Here is a 21538-nt window from a genome sequence, read left to right as displayed (position 1 = left end):
CGGTAGGCCTGCGACCGCCCAGCGGGTGCACCGAGACATCGGGACAGCAGCCCGCATCAGGCTCGCTCCGCGGTCTCGAGCAACTGCGCGACCAGTTCGGCAGCGTCGACGGCCGTCGCCCCGAAAACGTAGGTCGCGGGTTCGATTCCGAATGCGCCGCGGTGGTAGGCGACGCGAGGAACTGCCCCGCGGTCTTCGAACCGTCGTCTGAGATGTTCGCCGCGGTCCTCGTAGTCGGCGTCGAACTCGAGCGGGTCGATCCCTACCTCCGTCGCAGCCGCGAGTAGGTCGTCGACAGTGGCGACGTTGGTCGCGCCACGAATGCTCGAGTCGACTTCGTTGGCGGCCAGTACTGCCGTCGCGACGTGTTTCGAGGCTCCGAACTCGGGGTTGGCCGGGATCTCGATCCGGCCGCCCATGGCGTAGATCCGGCCGGGAATCGCAGCGACGTCGGTCTCGTCGTCGGGATCGGGGAGGCTCATGCCGACGTTCGTGCCGACGTTCGGGATCGAGTCAGCCATGCCGGGGATCGCAGCGAGCGTCCGCGCGGCGGTGCGGACGTTCGAGAGCACGTCGCGTTCGGCGCGCACGTCGGGATCGAGCCCGCGAACACAGAGATCACAGCCCAGTCCCTGAAGCTCGGGCATCGCTTCCTCGTGGAGTTCGCAGATGGGGCCGCGGTCCTCGAGGCTGCGGATCAACGCGAGGAGTTCGGCGAGTGCGTCGTAGCCGTCTAGTTCGCCACTTGTGAGGCCGTCGGCGATCCGGTCGACCGTGGCGACGGTTTCGGGGTCGTCTCGAAAGCGGTCGTCGCCGCCACCTTCGCCGCCGACGTACTTGCTGACCGCGGCCTGAGTCACGCCGAGTTCGGCGGCGATCTCCTTCTGGGTCAGCCCGCGGTCGGCGAGTCGCGTGGCCACCATTGCCCGCACCGTCGGCAGGAACCGGTCGACGACGAGTTCGCTCGGCAAGACGAGTGTCATACGACCGTCCTGTGGACCCACCGTCATAAGTCCGCCTGCGTTCCGGTCGACACCGCGCCGACTGCGAGCGCCGAGACAAAGATAGCTATTAAGCGCCGTCGTGCGAACGGCCGGGCATGACACTCTCGAGCGCTCCCGGCAAGGTGTATCTGTTCGGGGAGCACGCGGTCGTCTACGGCGAGCCTGCCGTCCCGTGTGCGATCGAGCGGCGAGCGCGGGTGGAAGTACAGCGACGCGACGACGGCAAACTCCGCGTCCACGCCGAGGATCTCAGTCTGAACGGCTTTACCGTCGAGTACGACGGCACGCCGGGGAACGGCCCGGATGTCGATGTCTCGGAGTCGTTGATTAGCGCTGCGATGGGCTACGTCGACGGCGCGATCGAACAGGTCCGCGACGTGACCGGCGAGGACGACGTCGGCTTCGACGTGACGATCGAAAGCGACATTCCGCTTGGTGCGGGGCTTGGATCCTCTGCGGCGGTCGTCGTCGCGGCCATCGACGCCGCGGCGCGCGAACTCGGCGTCACCCTCGAGTCCGACGAACTCGCCGAACGGGCCTACCGAACCGAACACCAGGTCCAGGACGGACAGGCCTCGCGGGCGGACACGTTCTGTTCGGCGACCGGCGGCGCGGTCCGCGTCGAGGGCGACGACTGTCGCTCGCTCGAAGCGCCCGACCTGCCGATCGTGATCGGCTTCGACGGTGGGGCCGGCGATACCGGTCAGCTAGTCGCCGGCGTACGCGAACTCCGAGACGAGTACGACTTCGCGGCCGACACGGTCGAAGCGATCGGCGACATCGTCCGGAACGGCGAACAGGCGCTCGCCGACGGCGACATCGAGGAGATCGGTCGGCTGATGGACTTCAATCACGGTCTGCTGTCGGCGCTTGGAGTTTCTTCACGGTCGCTTGACACGATGGTCTGGGCGGCCCGCGACGCAGGTGCCCACGGCGCAAAGCTCACCGGTGCTGGCGGCGGTGGCTGTATCGTCGCGCTGGATCCAACGCCCGAAACCGAGACGGCACTGTCCTTTACCCCGGGCTGTGAGGACGCGTTCCGTGCCGAGCTCGCCGAAGAAGGGGTGAAGCAACTCGAATGATCGTCCTGAAACTCGGCGGTAGCGTCATCACCGAGAAGGACCGCCCGGAAACGCTCGACGGCGACGCACTCGAGCGGGCTGCCGACGCGATCGCGGCGGCACTTGAAGGCGGACTCGAGGATCTCGTCGTCGTCCACGGTGGCGGGAGTTTCGGACACCACAACGCCAGCGAACATGGCGTCAGCACGACCGAGGGGACCCACGATGCGGACGCGGCACTCGCGATCCACGGTGCGATGAAGACCTTGAATCAGTTCGTCCTGCGTCGGTTGCTCGAGCGCGACGTGCAGGCAGTGCCGGTCCACCCGTTTTCGGCGGCCCACCGCGATCGCGAGGGGACGCTCGACCTGCCGACCGGACAGGTCGAAACGATGCTCGGCGAGGGGTTCGTCCCAGTGCTCCACGGCGACGTGATCGCCCACGCGGGCGCGGGTGCAACGATCGTCAGCGGCGACGAACTCGTTGCCGAACTCGCTGCGGACCTCGACGCCGATCGGATCGGCCTCTGTTCGACGGTGCCCGGCGTGTTAGACGACGCGGACGCCGTTATCGACCGGATCGACAACTTCGATGCCGTCGCCGACGTCCTCGGAGCCAGCGACGCAACCGACGTGACCGGTGGGATGGCCGGCAAAGTGCGGACATTACTGGCGCTCGAGGCAGAGGCATCGATCTTCGGGCTCGAGGCGCTGACTGTGTTCCTCGAGGGCGACAATCCAGGGACGACGATCGACTGACAGCAACAGGGGGAGTCGAAACGACTGTTTTCAACGGGTCCAGAAGCCGCCGGTGAACAGCACGAGCACAGGGATGATCTCGAGGCGGCCGATCCACATGAGAAAGACCAGCAGGAGCTTCGAACTGTCCGGGAACGCGAGGTAGTTCCCGTAGGGGCCAACCGAGCCGAATCCGGGGCCAATGTTGCCGATCGTCGCGAGACTGGCGCTGAACGCCTCGAGCGGCGTCAGCGTGTAACCGATGCGACTCGCATCGAGCGCGATGAACAGCGTCGCGATGGCGAAGATGAAGAGGTACATGAACGTGAAGCCGAGCACGCCACGGATCGCGTCTTCGTCGACGACGTTGCCGCCGAGCCGGATCGGCCGGACGACCTCAGGGTGAGAGGCCGTGAGCAGTTCACGTCGGAGGACCTTGAAGACGATGAGCCACCGCACGACCTTGACGCCACCGCCGGTCGAACCGGCCGAACCGCCGACGAACATGGCGAAGAGGAGTACGATCTTCCCCGTCGAGGACCACTCGACGAAGTCGCTGGTCGCGTAGCCTGTCGAAGTGAGTAGCGACACGATCTGGAAGGCGCTCTGTCGCAGCGAGTTCTCGAGGACGCCCTCGGTCACACCGCCAAGGTCCGCCAGCGCCGGTGCAACGCCAGTATAGAGCATTCCAGCGAGGAGGACGGTCAGCCCGGCGATCGCGGCGATATAGGCGCGAAACTCGGAGTTGCGAACGAAACGGTGGCCCTCGCCGCTGAAGACGTGCCAGAACAGGGCGAAGTTCGTCCCGGCGATGATCATGAAGGGGATCGCCGTCCACTGAACGATCGCGGAAAACGCCGCGACACTGCCGGCTTCGGGCGAGAATCCACCGGTCGGGAGCGTCGTAAACCCGTGGGCGATCGCGTTGTACAGTCCCATGTTGGGTGCCATCCCCGCGAGGTGAAAGCCGTAGAGCAACGCGATGTAGACGGCGGTAAAGACGAAGTAGACGAGCCAGAGGATTCGCGCCGTCTCGGCGATCCGCGGCGTCAGTTTCTGTAGCTCCGGGCCCGGCGCTTCCGACTCGATGAGCTGGGCACCGCTGACAGCGACTTCCGGGAGGATCGCGACCATCAACACGATGATCCCCATCCCGCCGAGCCACTGGGTGAGCTGTCGCCACATCATCACGGCGTGGGAGTGGCGGTCAAGCGAGATTTCCCCGAGGATCGTCGCTCCGGTCGTCGTAAAGCCGGACATCGACTCGAACAGCGCGTTGACCGGATCGGCGAGCGTCGACTCGGTCCCCACGCCCGCGAGTACGTACGGGACCGCACCCACGGCAGCGACGGCGAGCCACGAAATCGCGACGAACAACATTGCCTCCCGGATCTGCATGTCCGGCTCGAGTTCGAGTTGCTCGAGACCGTGGCCGACGGCGATCGTCAGCGCGATCGTCGCGACAAACGGGAACACGGGCTCGCCGTAGATGAGCGCCACGACGACCGGAATCACCAGCGGGACGGCGAGATACTTGAGGACGGTTCCAACGAGTGCGACGCTGGCACGCCAGTCAGTGCGCAGTCGCATAGAACACCCCACTCGCGTAAGTACGCCTGTACACGGTATTTAACGGCATTTCAGCTAGCATTTATTAATCCATCGTAACCGGCTTTCGAGCGTGTGTGCCGGCGGAACGACGAAACGGCCGCGCTCTATATCAGGTCGACAACCTCGTCGAGTACGGTCGCGTCGACGAAGACGATGACGTGATCACCGGGCTGGACAGCCGTCGAGCCCCGAGGCGTGATGTGTTCGCCGCCGCGGGAAATCGCACCGATGACGACGCCGTCCGGCAGCTCGGCCGCCGCGTCGGCGATGTCCTGCCCGACGAGGACGCTGTCGGGGCCGACCTCGATCTCGATGACCTCCGCACGGTCGTGCTCGAGCATCGCGATTTTCTCGGTGTGGTCGGTCCGGGTAAAGCGGATGATCTCCTCGGCGGTCTCCTCGCGAGGGTTGACCGCGACGTCGACGCCGACGGTCTCGAAGAGGTCGGCGTACTCGGGCGTCTCGATGATGGCGACGGTTCGATCGACGCCGAGTCTGTCGGCCAGTAGCGAGACGAGCAGGTTCTTCTCGTCGCTATCCAGGGCCGCGACGACGACGTCAGCCTCGCCGACGTGTTCGCGGGCGAGAAACTCGGAGTTGGTCGCGTCGCTTTCCATGACCATGGTGTTCGGCAGCGCTTCGGCGACCTCGCGGGCCCGTTCGTGGTCCTGTTCGATCAATCGCGGGCGAAAGCCGTGGTCTTCGAACTCGCGAGCCGCCTGAAATCCGATCTCGCTCGCGCCGACGATGACGACTTCCTCGGTGTCGTCCGGCGTCGTCGCGACCTCATCGGCGAAGTCGTTCATCGAGTCCGGACTCCCGATAACGACGACGCGATCACCTGCCCGGATGACGGTATCGCCGCGCGTGACGATCATCTCGTCGTTCCGGAAGATCGCGGCGAAGGTCAGCGAGTCATAACAGTCAGCCTCGCTGACCGTCCGGTCGGCGATCGGGCTGCCTTCCGGAATGTCGAACTCGGCCATGCGGACGAGCCCACCAGCGAACGTATCGACGTCGTGGGCGCTCGGCAGCCCCGAGATCCGGAAGATCGTCTGTGCGGTCAGGAGGTCGGTACAGACCATGAAATCGACGCCGAAGGCCCCCTGTGAGCCCTGCCAGGTCTCGAGTAACGTCCGCCGGCGGACACGGGCGATCGTGAAGACCTCGGAGGTGGCTTTTGCCGCGCCACAGACGACCGCGTTGGTCTCGTCGTTGTCGGTACAGGCGATGACGAGGCCGGCTTGCTCGAGGCCAGCCTCGCGCAGTACCTCGAGGTCGGTTCCGTCGCCACGGATCGTGAGGACGTCGAGCTCGTAGGTGAGTTGCTCGGTCACGTCACCGTCCTGGTCGACGACGACGACATCGTGGGTGTCCTCGAGGTTCGCAGCGATCGAGCGACCGACTTCACCGGCACCGACGATGATTACGTACACGACGATCCCTCCGAAAGCATGAGTACTGGAAACGGATTTCGGGGCGACCGGCAAATGGATTACGATGCGCGAAGCTGGGTAGTTTGCTCTCTCGGTACCCGATCAGCGAGGCGGATACTGACTGACGGGCTAACCCACTGTGTTTTTAAGACCTGGGCGTGTACGAGCACATAGCGAAACCCGCGGGCAAGTGCGTTCGGGGCTCACGATGTCGTGAGCCGGCTGGAGACGGGTTGTCTCCGCGGACGCATAGCGGGATGGCCGACGTGCTGCAAGACGCCGGGGCCGAACAACCGGGAGTCCGCGGACCGTTTCGATGAGAGTCCACCACGCGGCTTTCAGTGCTACGAACCATGGAAATCGAAATTGCAACGATTGGCGGCTACGAAGCGGTTGGGCGGCAGATGACTGCCGTCCGCGCCGGCGACGACGTCGTCATCTTCGACATGGGTCTGAACCTCTCGAAGGTACTGATCCACGATAACGTCGAAACCGAGCGGATGCACAGTCTCGACCTGATCGATATGGGTGCGATCCCCGACGACCGGGTCATGAGCGACTTGGAGGGCGACGTTCAGGCGATCGTCCCCACCCACGGGCACCTAGATCACATCGGTGCCATCTCGAAGCTGGCCCACCGGTACAACGCACCGGTCGTCGCCACGCCGTTTACGATCGAACTGGTCAAACAGCAGATCGAGGGCGAACAGAAGTTCGGCGTCGAGAACGACCTGATCAAGATGGAGGCCGGCGAGACGATGTCGATCGGCGACTCCGGCAAGGTCGACCTCGAGTTCGTCAACGTCACCCACTCGATCATCGACGCGATCAACCCCGTCCTCCACACGCCCGAGGGCGCGATCGTCTACGGGCTGGACAAACGGATGGACCACACCCCCGTCATCGGCGACCCGATCGACATGAAGCGGTTCCGTGAGATCGGCCGCGAGGGCGAAGGTGTCCTCTGTTATATCGAGGACTGTACCAACGCCAACAAGAAAGGCCGGACGCCGTCGGAAAACGTCGCGCGCGAACACCTCCGGGACGTCCTCTACAGCATGGAGGACTACGACGGCGGGATCGTCGCGACGACGTTCTCGAGCCACATCGCACGCGTCAAATCGCTCGTCGAGTTCGCCGACGACATCGGCCGCCAGCCCGTCTTGCTGGGTCGGTCGATGGAGAAGTACTCGGGCACTGCAGAACGATTGGACTTCGTCGACTTCCCATCGGATCTTGGCATGTTCGGCCACCGCAAGTCCGTCGACCGCACGTTCAAGCGGATCATGAACGAGGGGAAAGAGGACTATCTGCCCGTCGTCACCGGCCACCAGGGCGAGCCCCGCGCGATGCTCACCCGGATGGCCCGCGGTGAGACCCCCTACGAACTGGACGACGGCGACAAGGTCGTCTTCTCGGCCCGCGTGATTCCCGAGCCGACCAACGAGGGTCAGCGCTATCAGGCCGAGAAACTGCTCGGCATGCAGGGCGCGCGGATCTACGACGATATCCACGTCTCGGGCCACCTCAACCAGGAGGGCCACTACGAGATGTTAGATGCACTCCAGCCCCAGCACGTCATCCCTGCCCACCAGGACATGAAAGGGTTCTCGGGCTACGTCGACCTCGCCTCGAACGAGGGCTACCAGATGGGACGAGATCTCCACGTCACGCGCAACGGGAACCTCATCCAGCTCGTCGACTGATATGACGAGTCCCGAGGCACGCGAACAGGCGGTGCTCGAAGCGGTGCGCAAGCGTCGTGAACTCGTCAACGACGCGATTCCCGAGGAGCTCCCCATCCAGCGACCCGAGCGGCTCTACGAAGCCTCTCGATACCTGCTGGACGCGGGCGGCAAGCGACTCCGGCCGACCGTCTTCTTGACGACGGCAGAGGCGCTGGCCGACGTCGAGACGCTCTCGACCGGGTATCGGTCGTTTCCCTCACTCGACGACAGCGGCCCGGTCGACGTGATGGCTGGCGCCGTCAGCGTCGAGGTCATCCAGTCGTTTACCCTGATCCACGACGACATCATGGACGACGACGACCTCCGGCGTGGCGTCCCCGCCGTCCACAAGGAGTACGATCTCGAGACGGCCATTCTGGCCGGCGACACGCTCTACTCGAAAGCGTTCGAGATCATGCTCGAGACGAACGCGAAGTCGGACCGCGTCGTCGACGCGTTCGAGGTCCTCGCGACCACCTGTACTGACATCTGCGAAGGGCAGTCCCTCGACGTCACCTTCGAGGAGCGTACCGACGTCTCGCCCGACGAGTACCTCGAGATGGTCGAACAGAAGACGGCCGTCCTGTACGCAGCGTCGGCGTGTCTGCCGGCGATCTTGCTCGGCGCTGACGACGAGACGATCGACGAACTCTACGGCTACGGGCTCGACGTCGGCCGCGCGTTCCAAATTCAGGACGACGTCCTCGACCTGACCGTCCCCAGCGAGCAACTCGGCAAACAGCGCGGCAGCGACCTCGTCGAGAACAAACAGACACTGATTACCGTCCACGCCCGCGAGCAGGGCGTCGACGTCGACAACTTGGTCGACACCGACGACGTCGACGCGGTCACCGAAGCCGAAATCGACGACGCGGTCGCCGAACTCGAGGCGGCCGGCTCGATCTCCTATGCGAACCAGACCGCCCGCGACTTAGTCGAGCGTGGCAAGAACCGACTCGAAGTCCTGCCGGACAACGAGGCACGCGACCTCCTCTGTGACCTCGCGGATTACCTGATCGAACGCGGCTACTGACGCTTCCGCGTCGGTCGTTTTTTCGGACGGAGCGACGGTCGAGCGGCTACACTCAACGGCCGTTGCTCGTCGAGAACAGTGGTCAGATCACCTGCACGACGCCGAGTGCGAGCTTTAGCCGGCTCGCGGCGATCCGGTGGTGAGCCACCAACCGACGCCGACGCCCCGAGGTAGGCGGCCGTGATCGGCACGAACAGCGACGCAACGACCGCGTCCCGAAGCAGGTCGTTGAACGCGGTACACAGCGCGGTGAAGACGACGATCTGGGTGACCGCGATCGTCACGAGCATCGGTACACCGACCAGGACGAGCGCGGGGGTCGACAGCGCGGCCCCGCCGATCCCCAGAAGGCCCCCGAAGACGCCGATCACGAGCCCGATCCCGGCGAACGCGGTGAGATCGCGACGATACCGCCCGGGTTCGAGTCGCGGCTCGAGATCGCGGTGCTCCCGGTAGACGATGTTCCCGCCGCCGACCGCGAGCAACGCGGCGAGCACGTGCCCGTAGGCCCGCCGCGAGAGATAGGCGTTGGCCCGGACGCTGATCCACGTGCCGACGGCGGCCGCGCCGACCGCGCCCGCGGTGGGCCAGTCGATCTCGCCCGACCGGGCGTAGACGACGCTGTCGAACACGGCGCCGACGGTGAAGATCGCGCTGGCGGTGCCCGCGACCTCGTCGCTCGAGAGCGATGTCAGGAGGGACAGTCCGGTGACGATCAGGATCCCGCCGGAACCGTGGATTGTCGGGGAGAACCGACCGTCCTCGTGACCCCGTCGCTGTACGGCGTTTCGGAACCGGGCAGTTGAACATTCCGGGCGTAGACACTCCCCTCTGGGACTGTTTACTGTAGGTGTACTACACTCAGCGACACCCGTACTCGCTCGCTTTTCGAGATTGGGCGTTACGACGCAACCATGATGCGAACACAACCACAGTCCGACGAGCCACAGCGTATCGAATCCCCACGGGAGCAGTTCGTCAGCGTCCGGCACCTACGACGAATCGACCGTCGAACGCAAAGCACCGACGAATGAGTATCCGCAACTTTTCTCCACTCGACTACGCGGCCGGACAGGTACAACAGTACGGACTGGCGTTCGTGATGGTCGCCAGTTACTTCGGCTCGGGGTCGGTGTTCATCGCCAGCCAGGCCGGCGTGATGCACGGCTACACGCTGTTGTGGGCCGTTGTCGGCGCTGCGTTGCTCGGCTTCATGGCACAAGACATGAGCGCCAGGCTGGGGATCCACGGCGAGCCCTTGATGGTGTTCGTTCGGGAGAAGCTCGGCCGGCCGGGGGCGACGGCGATCGCGATATTCCTGGCGATCGGCTGCGTAGCGTGGACCCTCGGCCTCGTCGCCGCCGTCGGCGCAGGTTTCTCGTTCCTGCTCGGCGGCGCGATCGGCTGGCAACCGATCGCCGTCGTGACGACGTTCGTGGCGATCGGCGTCGGCGTTCTGAACTACGACACCGTCGAGAACGTGATGATCGGCATGATGCTGTCACTGATGGTCATCTACGTGATCGTCGCGCTCCCGAGCGGCGCGAACCCGGGTGACGTCGCGCTCGGGTTCGTCCCGACGACGGACACGTTCGGCGCGGTGGCGATGGCCGCCGGGTTGCTCGGGACGACCGCGCTGTGGCCGAACTTCTTCCTTGAGTCTATCCTCGTCCACCAGAAGGGCTGGACGGACCAGAGCGACCTGCCCGACGCGCGGGAGGACCTGGCGATCGGATACGCGGTTGGCGGCGTGACGACGATCGCGATCCTGATCGCCGCCGCGGCGCTGCTGCGCCCGATGGGCTTTACGCAACTCGAGACATTCATCACGCCCGGCGAGGCGCTGGTCGAGGTGCTTGGCGTATGGGCGATGGTACTGTTCATCGGCGGCGTGATCGCGGCCGCGTTCAACAGCATCATCCCGATCATGTGGGCGCCCGCGTACATGATCCCGCAGGCGGCCGGAGTGGACGTCCAGAAGGGCGATCGGCTGTTCACAATCGTCTTCGCGGGGCTGACCGGTGTCGGCGTCCTCTCGCCGATGATCAGCCGGGTCATGGACCTCTCGGTCGTCGACATGGTGATCCTGTTCCCGATGTACAACGGTATCTTCGGGCTGCCGGTCGCGGCCGTCCTGTTGTTCTGGGCGGTCAACGACCGCGAGACGATGGGCGAGTACCGCAACTCTCGGAAGCTGAACGTCGTCAACGCGCTGCTGGTGCTGCTGGCCATCGTGTTGGCCGCACTGGCGATGCAGGACTTCCTAGACCTGCTCACCGGGGGCGGGTTCTGACCGCGCCTGAATCCGTCGTCACCGGTTCGTGGCAGGCCGCGTGGCCGTCGCTCGCCGAGCCGACACCGCGAGGGTTTTGGTCCGGGCACGAATACCGCTCGATAATGAACGACGAGTTACGCGAGCGTGTTGAGCGCGAGGTCGAAAAGCACGCACTATTAAATGCCGTCAAACACGAGAGCGACGCCGACGTCGGCGCGATTATGGGGCCGCTGATGGGCGACAACCCCGAGTTCCGCGAGCACGGCGACGAGATTCCGGGGATCGCCGGTGGCGTCGTCGGACGGGTCAACGATCTTGATTACGAGGCCAAACGCGCTCGCCTCGAGGAACTCGCCCCCGAGGAACTCGCCGAGATCGAAGCCAAAGAGGAAGAAGACGAACACGACCTCCCCGACCTTCCGAACGCCGAGGAGTACGACGAGATCCGAATGCGGTGTGCGCCCAACCCCAACGGCCCGTGGCACGTCGGCCACGCCCGGATGCCCGCCGTCATCGGCACCTACCGCGACCGCTACGACGGCTGGTTCTGCGTGCGCTTCGACGACACCGACCCCGAGACCAAACGGCCGGATCTCGAGGCCTATGACGACATCCTCGAGGACCTCGACTATCTCGGCTTCGAGCCCGACGCGACGTACAAAGCGAGCGACCGCCTCGAGACCTATTACGACCACGCCCACGAGCTGATCGAACTCGGCGGGGCCTACACCTGCTCGTGTTCGGGCGAGGCGTTCTCGGAGCTGAAGAACTCGGGCGAGGCGTGTCCCCACCGCGAGAAGGACACTGAGACGGTACTCGAGGAATTCGAGGCCATGATCGACGGCGAATACGAAAGCGGCGAGATGGTCCTGCGGGTCAAAACCGACATCGAGCACAAGAATCCGGCGCTGCGCGACTGGGTGGCCTTCCGGATGATCGATACGCCTCATCCCCGCGAGGAAGCCAGCGAATACCGATGCTGGCCGATGCTGGACTTCCAGTCGGGCGTCGATGACCACCTCATCGGGATCACGCACATCATCCGAGGGATCGACCTGCAGGACTCCGCGAAACGCCAGCAGTTCGTCTACGATTACTTCGACTGGGAGTACCCCGAAGTGATCCACTGGGGCCACGTCCAGCTCGACGATTACAACGTCAAGGTGAGTACGTCAACCATTTCGGAACTGATCGAGCAGGGCGAACTCGACGGCTGGGACGACCCACGCGCACCGACGCTCAAGAGCCTGCGTCGGCGCGGCATCCGCGGCGAGGCCATCGTCGAGGCGATGACCGGGCTGGGAACCTCGACCACCGATGTCGACCTCGCGATGAGTTCGATCTACGCGAACAACCGCGACCTGATCGACGACGAGACCGACCGCCGCTTTTTCGTCCGCAACGGCGTTCAGCTTCCACTCGGTGGCAGCCCACCTGACGAGGCGAACCCGCCGCTGCATCCCAACCACGAGGATCGCGGCGTTCGAGAGATTCCGGTCAGTGATGCCGTCTTGCTCGAGGAGGGAGACCTCCCCGACCGCGAGGAACGGATCTGGCTCAAGGGGCTGGGCTGTTTCCAGTATACGCGTGACACGCTCCAGTACACCGGCGACGACATCGACGTCGTCCGCGAGGGGGACGTGGACGTCGTTCACTGGGTGCCGGCCGAGGAGAGCGTGCCCGTCCGCATGCGGACGATGGAGGGCGATGTCTCCGGCCACGCGGAACCGGGCGTCGGCGGGCTCGAGTCCGACGAACTCGTCCAGTTCGAACGCGTCGGCTTCGCGCGGATCGACCGCCACGAGGACGACGAGACCGTCGTCTACTACGCTCACCCCTGAAACCTTACTCGAGCAAGTCGTCTGCTCGGTCCGGATTCGGATCGGCGACGACGCCGTCCTGTCGACCCAGCACGCGGGCGTGAGCGGCACAGACGAGGCGGTTCTCGTCCCAAGGGATATGCAACTCGACCGTGGCTGGACGCTCGCAGTCGGTTTCGGAACACTCCATTTCCCGTGTGAACGACGCCCACGGCTTCAGTCTTTTTTGTGTCGGTCAGAGCAGGAAGACGCCGATGACGAACCCAAAGAGGATCGACGCCGTCAGCAGGACCTGCACCGCCGTCGATGCAAGGACGCCGACGGTCGTGTAGACGGCTGAGCGCGTACTGCCCTCGAGTTCCCCGTCGCGGACGAACTCGAGGACGAAGACGGTCCCGAAGAGGCCGACGAGCAATCCCAGCGGGCCGGTGACGACCATGAGGACGATGCCGACGACGGCGGCGGCCGCGGTTGTGATCCACGACGCGCCGCCTGCTCGGGCGGCGATCGAGCCGCCGAAGAACTCGATGAGCGCCGTGACGAGAGCAAGGACGGCGAGGACGACGAACGTAAGGACGCTCAGCTCTGCGAATCCGGAACCCCACCAGTAGACACCGAGGCCGGCGAGCGAGAGGAGGCCACTCGGAACCATCGGCACGGCTGCGCCGACGATGGCACCGGCGAGCAACGCGATCGCGAAGATCGTCACTGCATCAACCATACCGGCTGGAAGGGCCCGATCGCCAAAGCCATACTGCCGGCTGTCTCGAGGCGGCGTGTTCGTTGCTACGTCACCCGGCGGTGGCGACTCGTCGCGTAGCCCCTGATACTGTCGAACAGAACTATTTGCAGATCGACTTCTCACTGGCTGCTGTCCGACAGTATGAAGGCGCTTCCCGAACCCGCCCTGTAGCGGCTGTTCATCTGACCGTCTGACTCATAGGACTGCTGTCAGTCAGGCCGGCGCACCCGCAACCCGTCCTGCGGACCCGGTGACAGCAGACCGTATCAGGGCTCGTCGAACTCCACGAGGACGCCCTGTAGCGCGGCTGCGATCTCCTCAAACCGGTCTCGCGCCATCGCGTCCGTCGTGACGAACACCCCGTGGTCGCCGACGATCACGCGGGTGAGGTAGCCGCGTTCGAAGACGCGAATCGTGAACTGGTAGGGTCCGAGTTCGGAGTCCTGGTAGGCCGTCTGTGACTGGAAGCCGAGCCGTTCGGTGTCCGCGAAACCGACGAGGTCCGCGTCTGCCTCGAGGTCGCCACGAAGGTACAGCTGTTCGACCTCGTCCTCGCTGAAGTACGTGACGCTGCGCAGTTCGTCGCCGACGACCGTCCGGGCCGCGCTCGTCAACTCGGTCCGTTCGTCCGCCGAGAGGTGACTCGAAGACATACTGATAGCTATTCCGAGTGCTAGTAAAACTCATGATAGCAATTCCCACATAATGGGAGCGTGGCTAGCGGAACCGATCGCGCACCTCGAATGCGGCCTCGGTCCCGTACCGATCGACCAGCGGACAGACGGCGTCGCCGAGCGCTCGCATACACTGTCCCGTCGAGTGATACCCGAGCCGATCGGCGACGGCCTCCCAGTCGCGACTCTGGAGGACGCGTAAGACGAACAGCCGTTCCTTGCGGTCGCTCAAGTCGACGGCGTCGGGGTCGTCAGCAAAGTACCGGACGACGAGTTGCCGGAACGGCCCCGGATCAACGTCGAACAGGCCCGGCCCGTAGGCTGCTCCCGCGACGACCCGCCACTCGTGGTCAGTCAACGCAAGTGGCGGTCCCGCCCCATCGGCGACGCTGCGGAGCACCGCGCGGGCGACGTCGGGCTCGAGGTCGTCAAGCGCATCGGAACAGAGGGCAGCAAACCGGCGGACGAACCAGTCGGCGTGACGATCGTGAAGCGTCCGACCCGCGTCGCTCGTCGGTGCGAGCATGAGCGCCGAGTACTCGCCGCTGGCGTCGTTGCGCGTCGTCGAGATGTGGACCGCCCGATAACCGTTTTCGCGCCAGAACGACAGCAGGCCGGGCGTCGCGCCGAAACCGGTGCCGAGCCAGTCGACCGAGGGTTCGAACTCCTCGTGGATGCGCTCGAGCAGACGTGACCCCAGTCCCCGCGAGCGGGCCGCGTGGTGGGTCGCGATGCGGACGACGCGCAATCCGGCTGGCTCGGCTGCCGCTTCGTCCCGCAACTGGCTGGTCAGCACGTCCGGCAACATGTTGCCACGGACCCGACCGCCTTCGTACATCATGGAGCGGGTTTCCGGCGAGAGGTTTCCCTCGCGAGCGAGCAGTGCCACGCTAACGACGTGGCCGTCGTGGACGAGCGCGCGAGCCTCGAGATTCGGCGCGTCGAGCAGCCGCGCGAGATCGGCGGGCTCGGTTCGGTAGTGGGCGAGCACGAGCAGGCCGAAGGCTTCCCGGAGCAGGCGCTCGTCGGACAGCAGGTCGTCGGGCTCGAGTCGCCGATAGTCGACCGTCTCGGGTGTAGCGTCGGCCACGAGCGAGTCGACCGGCGGACGGGCGTCGAGCAGCAGGGCGCGGAAAGCCCATACCTCGACCGGGTCGCCAGCCGCATACCGGATCGGCTCGACGAGTTGGCAGTCGAGTACCTCGTGGTCACTCTCGGCGAGTCGGTCGCGGAATCGGACCGAGAAGCCCCGTCCTGCGCCCTCGTAGCCGTGGATCGTCGTCGCGAACGCAACGCGATCGGCCGCCAGCAGCGACTCGAGCGTGGCGACCGGCAGCGCGGCGGCCTCGTCGACGACGACGATGTCGGCCGACTCGAGGGCGTCGACGGCCGCGGCGGGCTCGTGAAAGCGGACGCGACCCCCGGCGGCAGTCTCGATGCGTTTCGATTCGACCGTGGTCGCGACGCCCAGTGTCTCGCAGAGTTCACCGGCGCGATCGAACGCCTCCCGCGCGTTCCGGAACTGCGGCGCGGTAACAAGCACATCCTGGCCATCAACGGCGAACGCCCCCGCAGCGAGTCCCGCCGCGCTCGACTTGCCACGGCCCCGATCGGCCTCGAGGACGACGGCCCGCGGTTCCTCGCGATCGGGGGACGCAGCGTCGGCGCTCGCCAGGGACTCGAACGCCGCGACGGCCTCGGCCTGATCGGTCGTGAGGCAGGCCTCGTAGGTAGCCGCCGGGAATCTGTGGTCGTCGGACGCGGGCCGCGACTCCGTTTTGGCGGGCAGACGAGGTGCCGGGTGGGTGCGTCCGTCGTCCTCGATCACGCCGGCGTCGCAGTCGACGATTGCGATTCCGCGATGTGCACGCAGCGTCTCGACGAGACGGCGGCGAAACCGACCTGTCACGTCCGACAGCGAAAACGGGGGCACGGCCAGCGACTCGTCGAACTCATCGCGTCGATCGGGCCACGCATCGAGCGGCGGCGTCAGGAGGACGAGTAGGCCGCCGCCAGCGACGGTGCCCACGAGTTTGCCGACGGCGTTGGGCCGGAGTTCGGCGTGGGCGTCGATCGTCACGACGTCACGCGTCGTCCCGAGCAGGTCGCCGGCCCGTGACTGGGGGACCTGTTCGCAGCGGAGTCGATCGTCCGGGCCGACGAGGGTGGTCCGCGTGATCGGGACCGAGAGGTCGTCGAGGACGGTTTCGAGGGCGTCGTAGCCCCGCTCGAGACCGCCCGCGAGAACCAGGAGTCTGCGCTCGTTCGTCCGTGTCGCTTCCGCGCGGAGACCGCGGGCGAGTTCGACGACGGACGCGTCCGCGTCCGAGTCCAGGTCCATGTGTCCGCCTTGGGAACTCGAGCGTAATAGCGGTGTTCGATATCCACGGCGGCCGTGGCACGCAGGCACGTATGGATTTTCCCGGACGTTCCTGTGACCGCTGATCCAGGGGTCCTTCTCGTCGGTCGTTCTTTCCACACGGGAATCAATTTGTAGGCTCTTATACAATTAGTGACGAGCGATAGTACGTGGGTAACATGACCAGCGATGCTGACGACAGCGGCACCCGACGGCAACCGGATGCTACCGCGAGAGAGGCCTACTTCGTGGGCGGTGGGATCGCGTCCCTTGCGGGAGCCGCGTTCCTGGTTCGTGACGGGGCGATGCCCGGAGAGAACGTTACCGTCCTCGAAAAACTGGACGTGATGGGCGGTGCACTCGACGGCTCCGGAACGCCGGAGGAGGGATACGTCATCCGCGGCGGCCGGATGTTCAACTATCCGACCTACGAGTGTACGTGGAACCTCCTAGAGACGATTCCCTCGCTCGAAGACCGCGACAGGTCGATCAAGGACGTGATGGACGAGTTCAACGAACGAAACCCGACGTACGCGATAGCGAGGTTGATGGGTGACGACCAGGAGGTACTGGACGTCTCGTCGTACGGCCTGGAGATGGAGCACCGGTTCTCGCTGTTGCAACTCGTCCTCACGCCCGAGACACAACTGGGGGAGACGCGGATCGAGGAGTGGTTCTCCGAGTCGTTCTTCGAGACGACGCTCTGGTACATCTGGGCGACGACGTTCGCCTTCCAGCCGTGGCACAGCGTCGCGGAGATGCGCCGGTACATGCACCGCTTCATGCACGAGTTCCCCCGACTGAACACGATGGAGGGGATCCACCGGATCAAGTACAACCAGTACGACTCGATCGTTCGCCCCCTCCGGCGATGGCTCGAAGAGCACGGTGTCGAGTTCCAGAGCGACTGTGAGGTGACGGATCTGGACATCGTGCCCGCTCGGGCCGGCAAGACAGTCGAGACGATCCACTACGAATCCGACGGGGCGACCGAAACGATCGACGTCGAGCCGACCGACCTCGTCTTCGTGACAAACGGGTCGATGACCGACGGGTCGGATCTCGGATCGATGACGGACGCACCCGACCTGAACACGACGGGTGCCTCCTTCGAACTCTGGAAGAACATCGTCGAGGACCATCCGAAGTTCGGAACACCGTCGGCGTTTGCCGACCACGTCCCGGAGACGAAGTGGCCATCCTACACGGTCACACTCGACGAACCGGACTTGCTCGACCACATCGTCGACGTTACGGGTGAAGAACCTGGAAACGGACTGATCACGTTTACCGAATCGAACTGGCTGATGTCGATCGTCGTCGCCGCCCAGCCCCACTTCGCGAACCAGCCCGACGACGTGAAGGTCTTCTGGGGATACGGCCTCTTCCCCGAAGAAGACGGAAACAACGTTGCGAAGAAAATGGAGAACTGCACCGGCGAGGAGATCCTCGAGGAACTCTGTTACCACCTCGGCTACCTCGACGAACTGCCGTCAGTTCTCGAGGACGCGACCTGCATTCCCTGCAATATGCCGTTTATCACGAGCCACTTCATGCCGCGAACCTCCGGCGATCGACCGGCTGTCGTCCCGGCAGGATCGAACAACCTCGCGTTCATCGGTCAGTTTGCCGAGGTTCCCGACGACGTGGTGTTCACCGTCGAGTATTCGGTTCGCTCCGCCATGATGGCAGTCTACGAACAGCTCGAAATCGAGGCCGAGGTGCCGCCAGTGAGTGCCCACCAGTACGAGCCGGAGGTGCTGATGGACGTCGGAAGAGCCGCGTTCAGGTAGCCGACGGGCCACCGATGCAGCCGACTCCCGACTGTCCGTCTCGCCCGTGCGGAACCGTCGCACAGCCCCAGCCGTTTGAACACGCTTTTAAGGAGGGCAGCGCTACTCAGGTGTACACCCTACGCGGGGTTGATGATGCTCCTAGCCCTACAGGACTTCCGCCGGAGTCGTTCCGGCACGGGTACCCAGTGCCCGGATGGCAGGGGAGCGCGAGCCCACGTGTAGGAGAGGTGAACAACCAATGTCAGTCTACGTAACCACCGACATCCCAGCCGACCTCGCAGACGACGCCCTCGAGGCGCTCGAGGTCGCACGAGACACCGGACGAGTAAAGAAAGGAACCAACGAAACGACGAAGGCCATCGAGCGCGGCAACGCCGACCTCGTCTACGTCGCCGAAGACGTCTCCCCCGAGGAGATCGTCATGCACCTGCCGGAGCTTGCCGAGGAGAAGGGCATTCCGGTCGTCTTCATCGAGACTCAGGACGACGTCGGCCACGCCGCCGGCCTCGAGGTCGGCTCGGCCGCTGCGGCGATCGTCGACACCGGCGAGGCCGACGGCGACGTCGAGGACATCGCCGACAAGGTCGAGGACCTCGACTGAGGTGATCAGAGATGAGTGCTGAAGAGGAAGAAAGCGGCTCTACGCCCGCCGAGGTCATCGAGATCGTCGGCAAGACCGGCATGCACGGCGAAGCCATGCAGGTCAAATGCCGGATCAAGGAGGGCGAGAACCAGGGACGCATCATCACCCGTAACTGCCTCGGGCCGGTCCGTGAAGGGGACGTACTCCAGCTCCGCGAGACCGCCCGCGAGGCCGACTCCATCGGAGGACAATAATGGTCGAAAAACGAACCTGCGACTACACGGGCGAAGAGATCGAACCCGGCACGGGCATCATGTACGTCAAAACTGACGGCACCGTGCTCCACTTCGTCGACTCCAAAGCGGAGAAAAACTACAAGCTCGGGCGCGAACCCCGAGATCTGGAGTGGACCGAAGAGGGTCGTCGCGCCAAGGGCCCAGTCCAGGACGAGACGCCTGCCGCCGAGGCCGACGAAAGCGAAGCCGAAGACGAAGTTGACGCGTCCGCCGAGGACGAGAGCGACGAAGTCGAGGCTGAGGAAGCATGAGCGATCACGAACGCACCTTCGTGATGGTCAAGCCCGACGCCTTTGCGCGCGGTCTCGTGGGCGAGGTCGTCTCCCGACTCGAGGACCGCGGGCTCAAGCTCGTCGGCATCAAAGTCGAGAACATGCCCCGTGAACGGGCAGAGGAACACTACAGCGAACACGAGGACAAGCCGTTCTACGACGACCTCGTGGACTTCATCACCTCGGGTCCGGTCGTGCCGATGGTCTGGGAGGGCCAGGACGCGACCCGACAGGTCCGCCAGATGATCGGCGAGACCGACCCGCTCGAGGCCGCACCCGGCACGATCCGGGGTGACTACGCGCTCGACCTCGGTCGGAACGTCGTTCACGCCGCCGACCACGAGGACGAGGGCGCAAACGAACGCGAAATCGCGATCCACTTCGACGACGACGAGCTGATCGACTACGATCAGCACGACGCCGAGTGGCTCTACGAGTAGTCGCTCTCGAGCCGATCGCTGTTTCCGATTTTCTACGGCGTTGAACCCGTTCGAAAGCGTTCGCTGTATCTAATACGGAACCGAGCGATGTGTTTCCCGGATTATACCACTGCCAAATATACTAGAGTAGAAGACACGTATTCATCTAGGGAGACGTAACATCTAATGTCACGGCTAGAGAAGAGGCGCTTGGTGGTTTCGAATGGTAACACACAGGAGGTGGGTCGTGAATGCGTGAAACGGACGGGCAGGTGACCCCGTTGATGGCGGACGCGACGCCATCGTTGGATCTCGTTTTCGAACTGCTCTCGAACAGTCGACGACGGTACGCGCTGTACCATCTGACAGACCAGTCGGACGGCGTCGCAACGCTCGAGACGCTCGCCGAGAACGTCGTCGCCTTCGAGCAACGGACGGGCACGATAAACAGAGAACACACGGCGGACCGGCAAGCGAGCGTTCGACTGGCACTTACACACACCCACCTCCCGAAACTCGAAGACGCGGGCATTCTCGAATACGACCGCCGAAGTGAGATGATTCGATACTGGCGACAGCCGTCGGTCGAGGAGTGGCTCGAACACGCACACCACAAGGAAATCACGTAACACTGGTGAGTCGGCAGTGACGAGTGGCGAGTGTGATACTGTCGGGGAGAACTATCTGAAGATCGCTCGCTCAGGCTCGGCTGTCACCGCTGGAGACAGCCGGCTTTCGCGAGCGACTTCTCACTGACTTCTGTCCGACGGTATGAGACGACCGATCACCGACCGCTGAAACCTTTAATACTCAGCCTGTGGTTGATCGACGTGAGTATCGGTAAATCGCAAGACGGGACGGCCGTGGCTTTATGAGGTGATAACGTCCCACTCCTCAAAACTTAACAGGCGAGGAACCGATACGAATCATGAGGAGAATACTATGACTGATCACGAACTTCCACCACTTCCATACGATTACGACGCACTCGAGCCATCGATTTCCGAACAGGTCCTGACCTGGCATCACGACACGCACCATCAGGGCTACGTCAACGGCCTCAACGCGGCCGAAGAGACCCTCGCAGAGAACCGCGAGGAGGGTGACTTCGGTACGACGCCCGGAGCCATCAGCAACGTCACCCACAACGGCTGTGGACACTATCTCCACACCCTGTTCTGGGAGAACATGGCTCCCGACGGCGGCGGTGAGCCCGAAGGCGACCTCGCTGATCGCATCAAGGAAGACTTCGGCTCCTACGAGGGCTGGAAAGGCGAGTTCGAGGCCGCTGCTGGTGCCGCCAGTGGCTGGGCACTGCTGGTATACGACCCCGTCGCGAAGCAGCTTCGCAACGTCGCAGTCGACAAACACGACCAGGGCGCACTCTGGGGCTCCCATCCCATCCTCGCGCTGGACGTCTGGGAACACTCCTACTACTACGACTACGGACCGGACCGTGGGGAGTTCATCGATGCCTTCTTCGATGTCGTCAACTGGGAGAAGGCCGCAGAAGAGTACCAGAAGTGTCTCGACCACTTCGAGTAAGCGACGAGTTGTCAACCCCCTGTTTTTATCGGCCGCAGACAATCGACAGCGGACGCGATCGCGCTCGGTAGTGTTCGGGTGCCGTCGATGAACCGTCGGATCTGCGACTGGCGCCGCCTGGCTGGTTGTGACTACCATGGTTTAACTA

Annotated in this window: 21 protein-coding genes; 13 read left to right on the top strand and 8 right to left on the bottom strand. The window is 64.3% G+C overall.

Annotated elements, in window-relative coordinates; genetic code table 11:
• Positions 1–56 precede the first annotated feature (56 nt).
• Entirely contained in the window at positions 57–983 is a 927-nt protein-coding gene (locus E2L06_RS07200) for a thiamine-phosphate synthase family protein (RefSeq protein ID WP_138780008.1), read from the bottom strand.
• Positions 984–1099: 116 nt separating this feature from the next.
• On the opposite strand from E2L06_RS07200, the gene mvk reads away from it, so the two are divergent.
• Both mvk and E2L06_RS07190 read left to right on the top strand, forming a co-directional pair.
• Positions 1100–2086: a mevalonate kinase gene (gene mvk / locus E2L06_RS07195; protein WP_138780006.1), complete on the top strand. Its 987-nt coding sequence runs from the start codon at positions 1100–1102 to the stop codon at positions 2084–2086.
• Positions 2083–2823: an isopentenyl phosphate kinase gene (locus tag E2L06_RS07190; protein WP_138780004.1), complete on the top strand. Its 741-nt coding sequence runs from the start codon at positions 2083–2085 to the stop codon at positions 2821–2823. Before mvk ends, E2L06_RS07190 begins: the two co-directional genes overlap by 4 nt.
• 30 nt (positions 2824–2853) lie before the next feature.
• On the opposite strand, the gene E2L06_RS07185 is transcribed toward E2L06_RS07190, so the two are convergent.
• Entirely contained in the window at positions 2854–4392 is a 1539-nt protein-coding gene (locus tag E2L06_RS07185) for a TrkH family potassium uptake protein (protein ID WP_138780002.1), read from the bottom strand.
• 125 nt (positions 4393–4517) lie between these two features.
• Positions 4518–5849, bottom strand: coding sequence for a Trk system potassium transporter TrkA (gene trkA / locus E2L06_RS07180; protein ID WP_138780000.1), 1332 nt, complete (start codon positions 5847–5849; stop codon positions 4518–4520).
• 353 nt (positions 5850–6202) lie between these two features.
• On the opposite strand from trkA, the gene E2L06_RS07175 reads away from it, so the two are divergent.
• Both E2L06_RS07175 and idsA3 read left to right on the top strand, forming a co-directional pair.
• Complete coding sequence (locus tag E2L06_RS07175; RefSeq protein ID WP_138779998.1) at positions 6203–7555, top strand: ribonuclease J; 1353 nt, start codon at positions 6203–6205, stop codon at positions 7553–7555.
• Between the two features lies 1 nt (position 7556).
• Positions 7557–8609 carry a geranylfarnesyl diphosphate synthase gene (gene idsA3 / locus E2L06_RS07170; RefSeq protein WP_138779996.1) on the top strand — a complete coding sequence of 351 codons (1053 nt, stop codon included), beginning with the start codon at positions 7557–7559 and terminating at the stop codon, positions 8607–8609.
• On the opposite strand, the gene E2L06_RS07165 is transcribed toward idsA3, so the two are convergent.
• Entirely contained in the window at positions 8603–9601 is a 999-nt protein-coding gene (locus E2L06_RS07165) for a sulfite exporter TauE/SafE family protein (protein WP_249361377.1), read from the bottom strand. The genes idsA3 and E2L06_RS07165 overlap by 7 nt on opposite strands.
• A gap of 38 nt (positions 9602–9639) precedes the next feature.
• Between E2L06_RS07165 and E2L06_RS07160 the strand changes: the two genes are divergently transcribed.
• Positions 9640–10902: an NRAMP family divalent metal transporter gene (locus E2L06_RS07160; RefSeq protein ID WP_138779994.1), complete on the top strand. Its 1263-nt coding sequence runs from the start codon at positions 9640–9642 to the stop codon at positions 10900–10902.
• A 104-nt stretch (positions 10903–11006) separates the two neighbouring features.
• Positions 11007–12725 (top strand): glutamate--tRNA ligase, encoded by a 1719-nt coding sequence (locus E2L06_RS07155; RefSeq protein WP_138779992.1) that lies wholly within the window; start codon positions 11007–11009, stop codon positions 12723–12725.
• A 4-nt stretch (positions 12726–12729) separates the two neighbouring features.
• Here the strand turns inward: E2L06_RS07155 and E2L06_RS21775 are convergent, their stop codons facing one another.
• The 4 genes from E2L06_RS21775 to tmcA form a co-directional block, all read right to left on the bottom strand.
• Positions 12730–12894 (bottom strand): hypothetical protein, encoded by a 165-nt coding sequence (locus tag E2L06_RS21775; protein WP_171052322.1) that lies wholly within the window; start codon positions 12892–12894, stop codon positions 12730–12732.
• Positions 12895–12939: 45 nt separating this feature from the next.
• A complete protein-coding gene (locus E2L06_RS07150; RefSeq protein WP_138779990.1) occupies positions 12940–13425 on the bottom strand; it encodes a DUF456 domain-containing protein in 486 nt (161 codons plus the stop codon).
• A gap of 287 nt (positions 13426–13712) precedes the next feature.
• On the bottom strand, positions 13713–14099 hold the full coding sequence (locus E2L06_RS07145) for a hypothetical protein (protein WP_138779988.1): 387 nt from the start codon (positions 14097–14099) through the stop codon (positions 13713–13715).
• Positions 14100–14163: 64 nt separating this feature from the next.
• Positions 14164–16461, bottom strand: a complete 2298-nt coding sequence (gene tmcA / locus E2L06_RS07140) for a tRNA(Met) cytidine acetyltransferase TmcA (protein ID WP_138779986.1) — start codon at positions 16459–16461, stop codon at positions 14164–14166.
• Positions 16462–16658: 197 nt separating this feature from the next.
• Between tmcA and E2L06_RS07135 the strand changes: the two genes are divergently transcribed.
• The 7 genes from E2L06_RS07135 (at position 16659) to sod (ending at position 21390) form a co-directional block, all read left to right on the top strand.
• Positions 16659–18272, top strand: coding sequence for an oleate hydratase (locus E2L06_RS07135; RefSeq protein ID WP_138779984.1), 1614 nt, complete (start codon positions 16659–16661; stop codon positions 18270–18272).
• Positions 18273–18513: 241 nt separating this feature from the next.
• Positions 18514–18876: a 50S ribosomal protein L7Ae gene (rpl7ae, locus tag E2L06_RS07130; RefSeq protein WP_138779982.1), complete on the top strand. Its 363-nt coding sequence runs from the start codon at positions 18514–18516 to the stop codon at positions 18874–18876.
• Between the two features lie 11 nt (positions 18877–18887).
• Entirely contained in the window at positions 18888–19112 is a 225-nt protein-coding gene (locus E2L06_RS07125; protein WP_006064297.1) for a 30S ribosomal protein S28e, read from the top strand.
• Complete coding sequence (locus E2L06_RS07120) at positions 19112–19405, top strand: 50S ribosomal protein L24e (protein ID WP_138779980.1); 294 nt, start codon at positions 19112–19114, stop codon at positions 19403–19405. Before E2L06_RS07125 ends, E2L06_RS07120 begins: the two co-directional genes overlap by 1 nt.
• Positions 19402–19866, top strand: coding sequence for a nucleoside-diphosphate kinase (gene ndk, locus E2L06_RS07115; protein ID WP_097379945.1), 465 nt, complete (start codon positions 19402–19404; stop codon positions 19864–19866). The genes E2L06_RS07120 and ndk overlap by 4 nt, the downstream gene beginning before the upstream one ends.
• A 230-nt stretch (positions 19867–20096) precedes the next feature.
• Positions 20097–20474 carry a hypothetical protein gene (locus E2L06_RS07110; protein ID WP_138779978.1) on the top strand — a complete coding sequence of 126 codons (378 nt, stop codon included), beginning with the start codon at positions 20097–20099 and terminating at the stop codon, positions 20472–20474.
• Between the two features lie 313 nt (positions 20475–20787).
• Positions 20788–21390: a superoxide dismutase gene (sod, locus tag E2L06_RS07105; protein WP_138779976.1), complete on the top strand. Its 603-nt coding sequence runs from the start codon at positions 20788–20790 to the stop codon at positions 21388–21390.
• Positions 21391–21538: the final 148 nt, after the last annotated feature.

The organism is Haloterrigena sp. H1 (assembly GCF_005938085.1).
Lineage (GTDB): Archaea > Halobacteriota > Halobacteria > Halobacteriales > Natrialbaceae > Natrinema.
The sequence above is the reverse complement of the archived record's forward strand: the minus strand, read 5'-3'. Positions and strand labels throughout refer to the sequence as shown.

Bases quoted from the DNA above. Each gene is read 5' to 3' on its own strand.
- ndk (WP_097379945.1), top strand. From the start codon at position 19,402: ATGAGCGATCACGAACGCACCTTCGTGATGGTCAAGCCCGACGCCTTT.
- sod (WP_138779976.1), top strand. From the start codon at position 20,788: ATGACTGATCACGAACTTCCACCACTTCCATACGATTACGACGCACTC.
- E2L06_RS07125 (WP_006064297.1), top strand. From the start codon at position 18,888: ATGAGTGCTGAAGAGGAAGAAAGCGGCTCTACGCCCGCCGAGGTCATC.
- E2L06_RS07190 (WP_138780004.1), top strand. From the start codon at position 2,083: ATGATCGTCCTGAAACTCGGCGGTAGCGTCATCACCGAGAAGGACCGC.
- mvk (WP_138780006.1), top strand. From the start codon at position 1,100: ATGACACTCTCGAGCGCTCCCGGCAAGGTGTATCTGTTCGGGGAGCAC.
- E2L06_RS07185 (WP_138780002.1), bottom strand. From the start codon at position 4,392: ATGCGACTGCGCACTGACTGGCGTGCCAGCGTCGCACTCGTTGGAACC.
- E2L06_RS07160 (WP_138779994.1), top strand. From the start codon at position 9,640: ATGAGTATCCGCAACTTTTCTCCACTCGACTACGCGGCCGGACAGGTA.
- E2L06_RS07175 (WP_138779998.1), top strand. From the start codon at position 6,203: ATGGAAATCGAAATTGCAACGATTGGCGGCTACGAAGCGGTTGGGCGG.
- tmcA (WP_138779986.1), bottom strand. From the start codon at position 16,461: ATGGACCTGGACTCGGACGCGGACGCGTCCGTCGTCGAACTCGCCCGC.
- E2L06_RS07135 (WP_138779984.1), top strand. From the start codon at position 16,659: ATGACCAGCGATGCTGACGACAGCGGCACCCGACGGCAACCGGATGCT.
- E2L06_RS07145 (WP_138779988.1), bottom strand. From the start codon at position 14,099: ATGTCTTCGAGTCACCTCTCGGCGGACGAACGGACCGAGTTGACGAGC.
- idsA3 (WP_138779996.1), top strand. From the start codon at position 7,557: ATGACGAGTCCCGAGGCACGCGAACAGGCGGTGCTCGAAGCGGTGCGC.
- E2L06_RS07200 (WP_138780008.1), bottom strand. From the start codon at position 983: ATGACACTCGTCTTGCCGAGCGAACTCGTCGTCGACCGGTTCCTGCCG.
- E2L06_RS07110 (WP_138779978.1), top strand. From the start codon at position 20,097: ATGCGTGAAACGGACGGGCAGGTGACCCCGTTGATGGCGGACGCGACG.
- E2L06_RS07155 (WP_138779992.1), top strand. From the start codon at position 11,007: ATGAACGACGAGTTACGCGAGCGTGTTGAGCGCGAGGTCGAAAAGCAC.
- rpl7ae (WP_138779982.1), top strand. From the start codon at position 18,514: ATGTCAGTCTACGTAACCACCGACATCCCAGCCGACCTCGCAGACGAC.
- E2L06_RS07120 (WP_138779980.1), top strand. From the start codon at position 19,112: ATGGTCGAAAAACGAACCTGCGACTACACGGGCGAAGAGATCGAACCC.
- E2L06_RS07150 (WP_138779990.1), bottom strand. From the start codon at position 13,425: ATGGTTGATGCAGTGACGATCTTCGCGATCGCGTTGCTCGCCGGTGCC.
- E2L06_RS21775 (WP_171052322.1), bottom strand. From the start codon at position 12,894: ATGGAGTGTTCCGAAACCGACTGCGAGCGTCCAGCCACGGTCGAGTTG.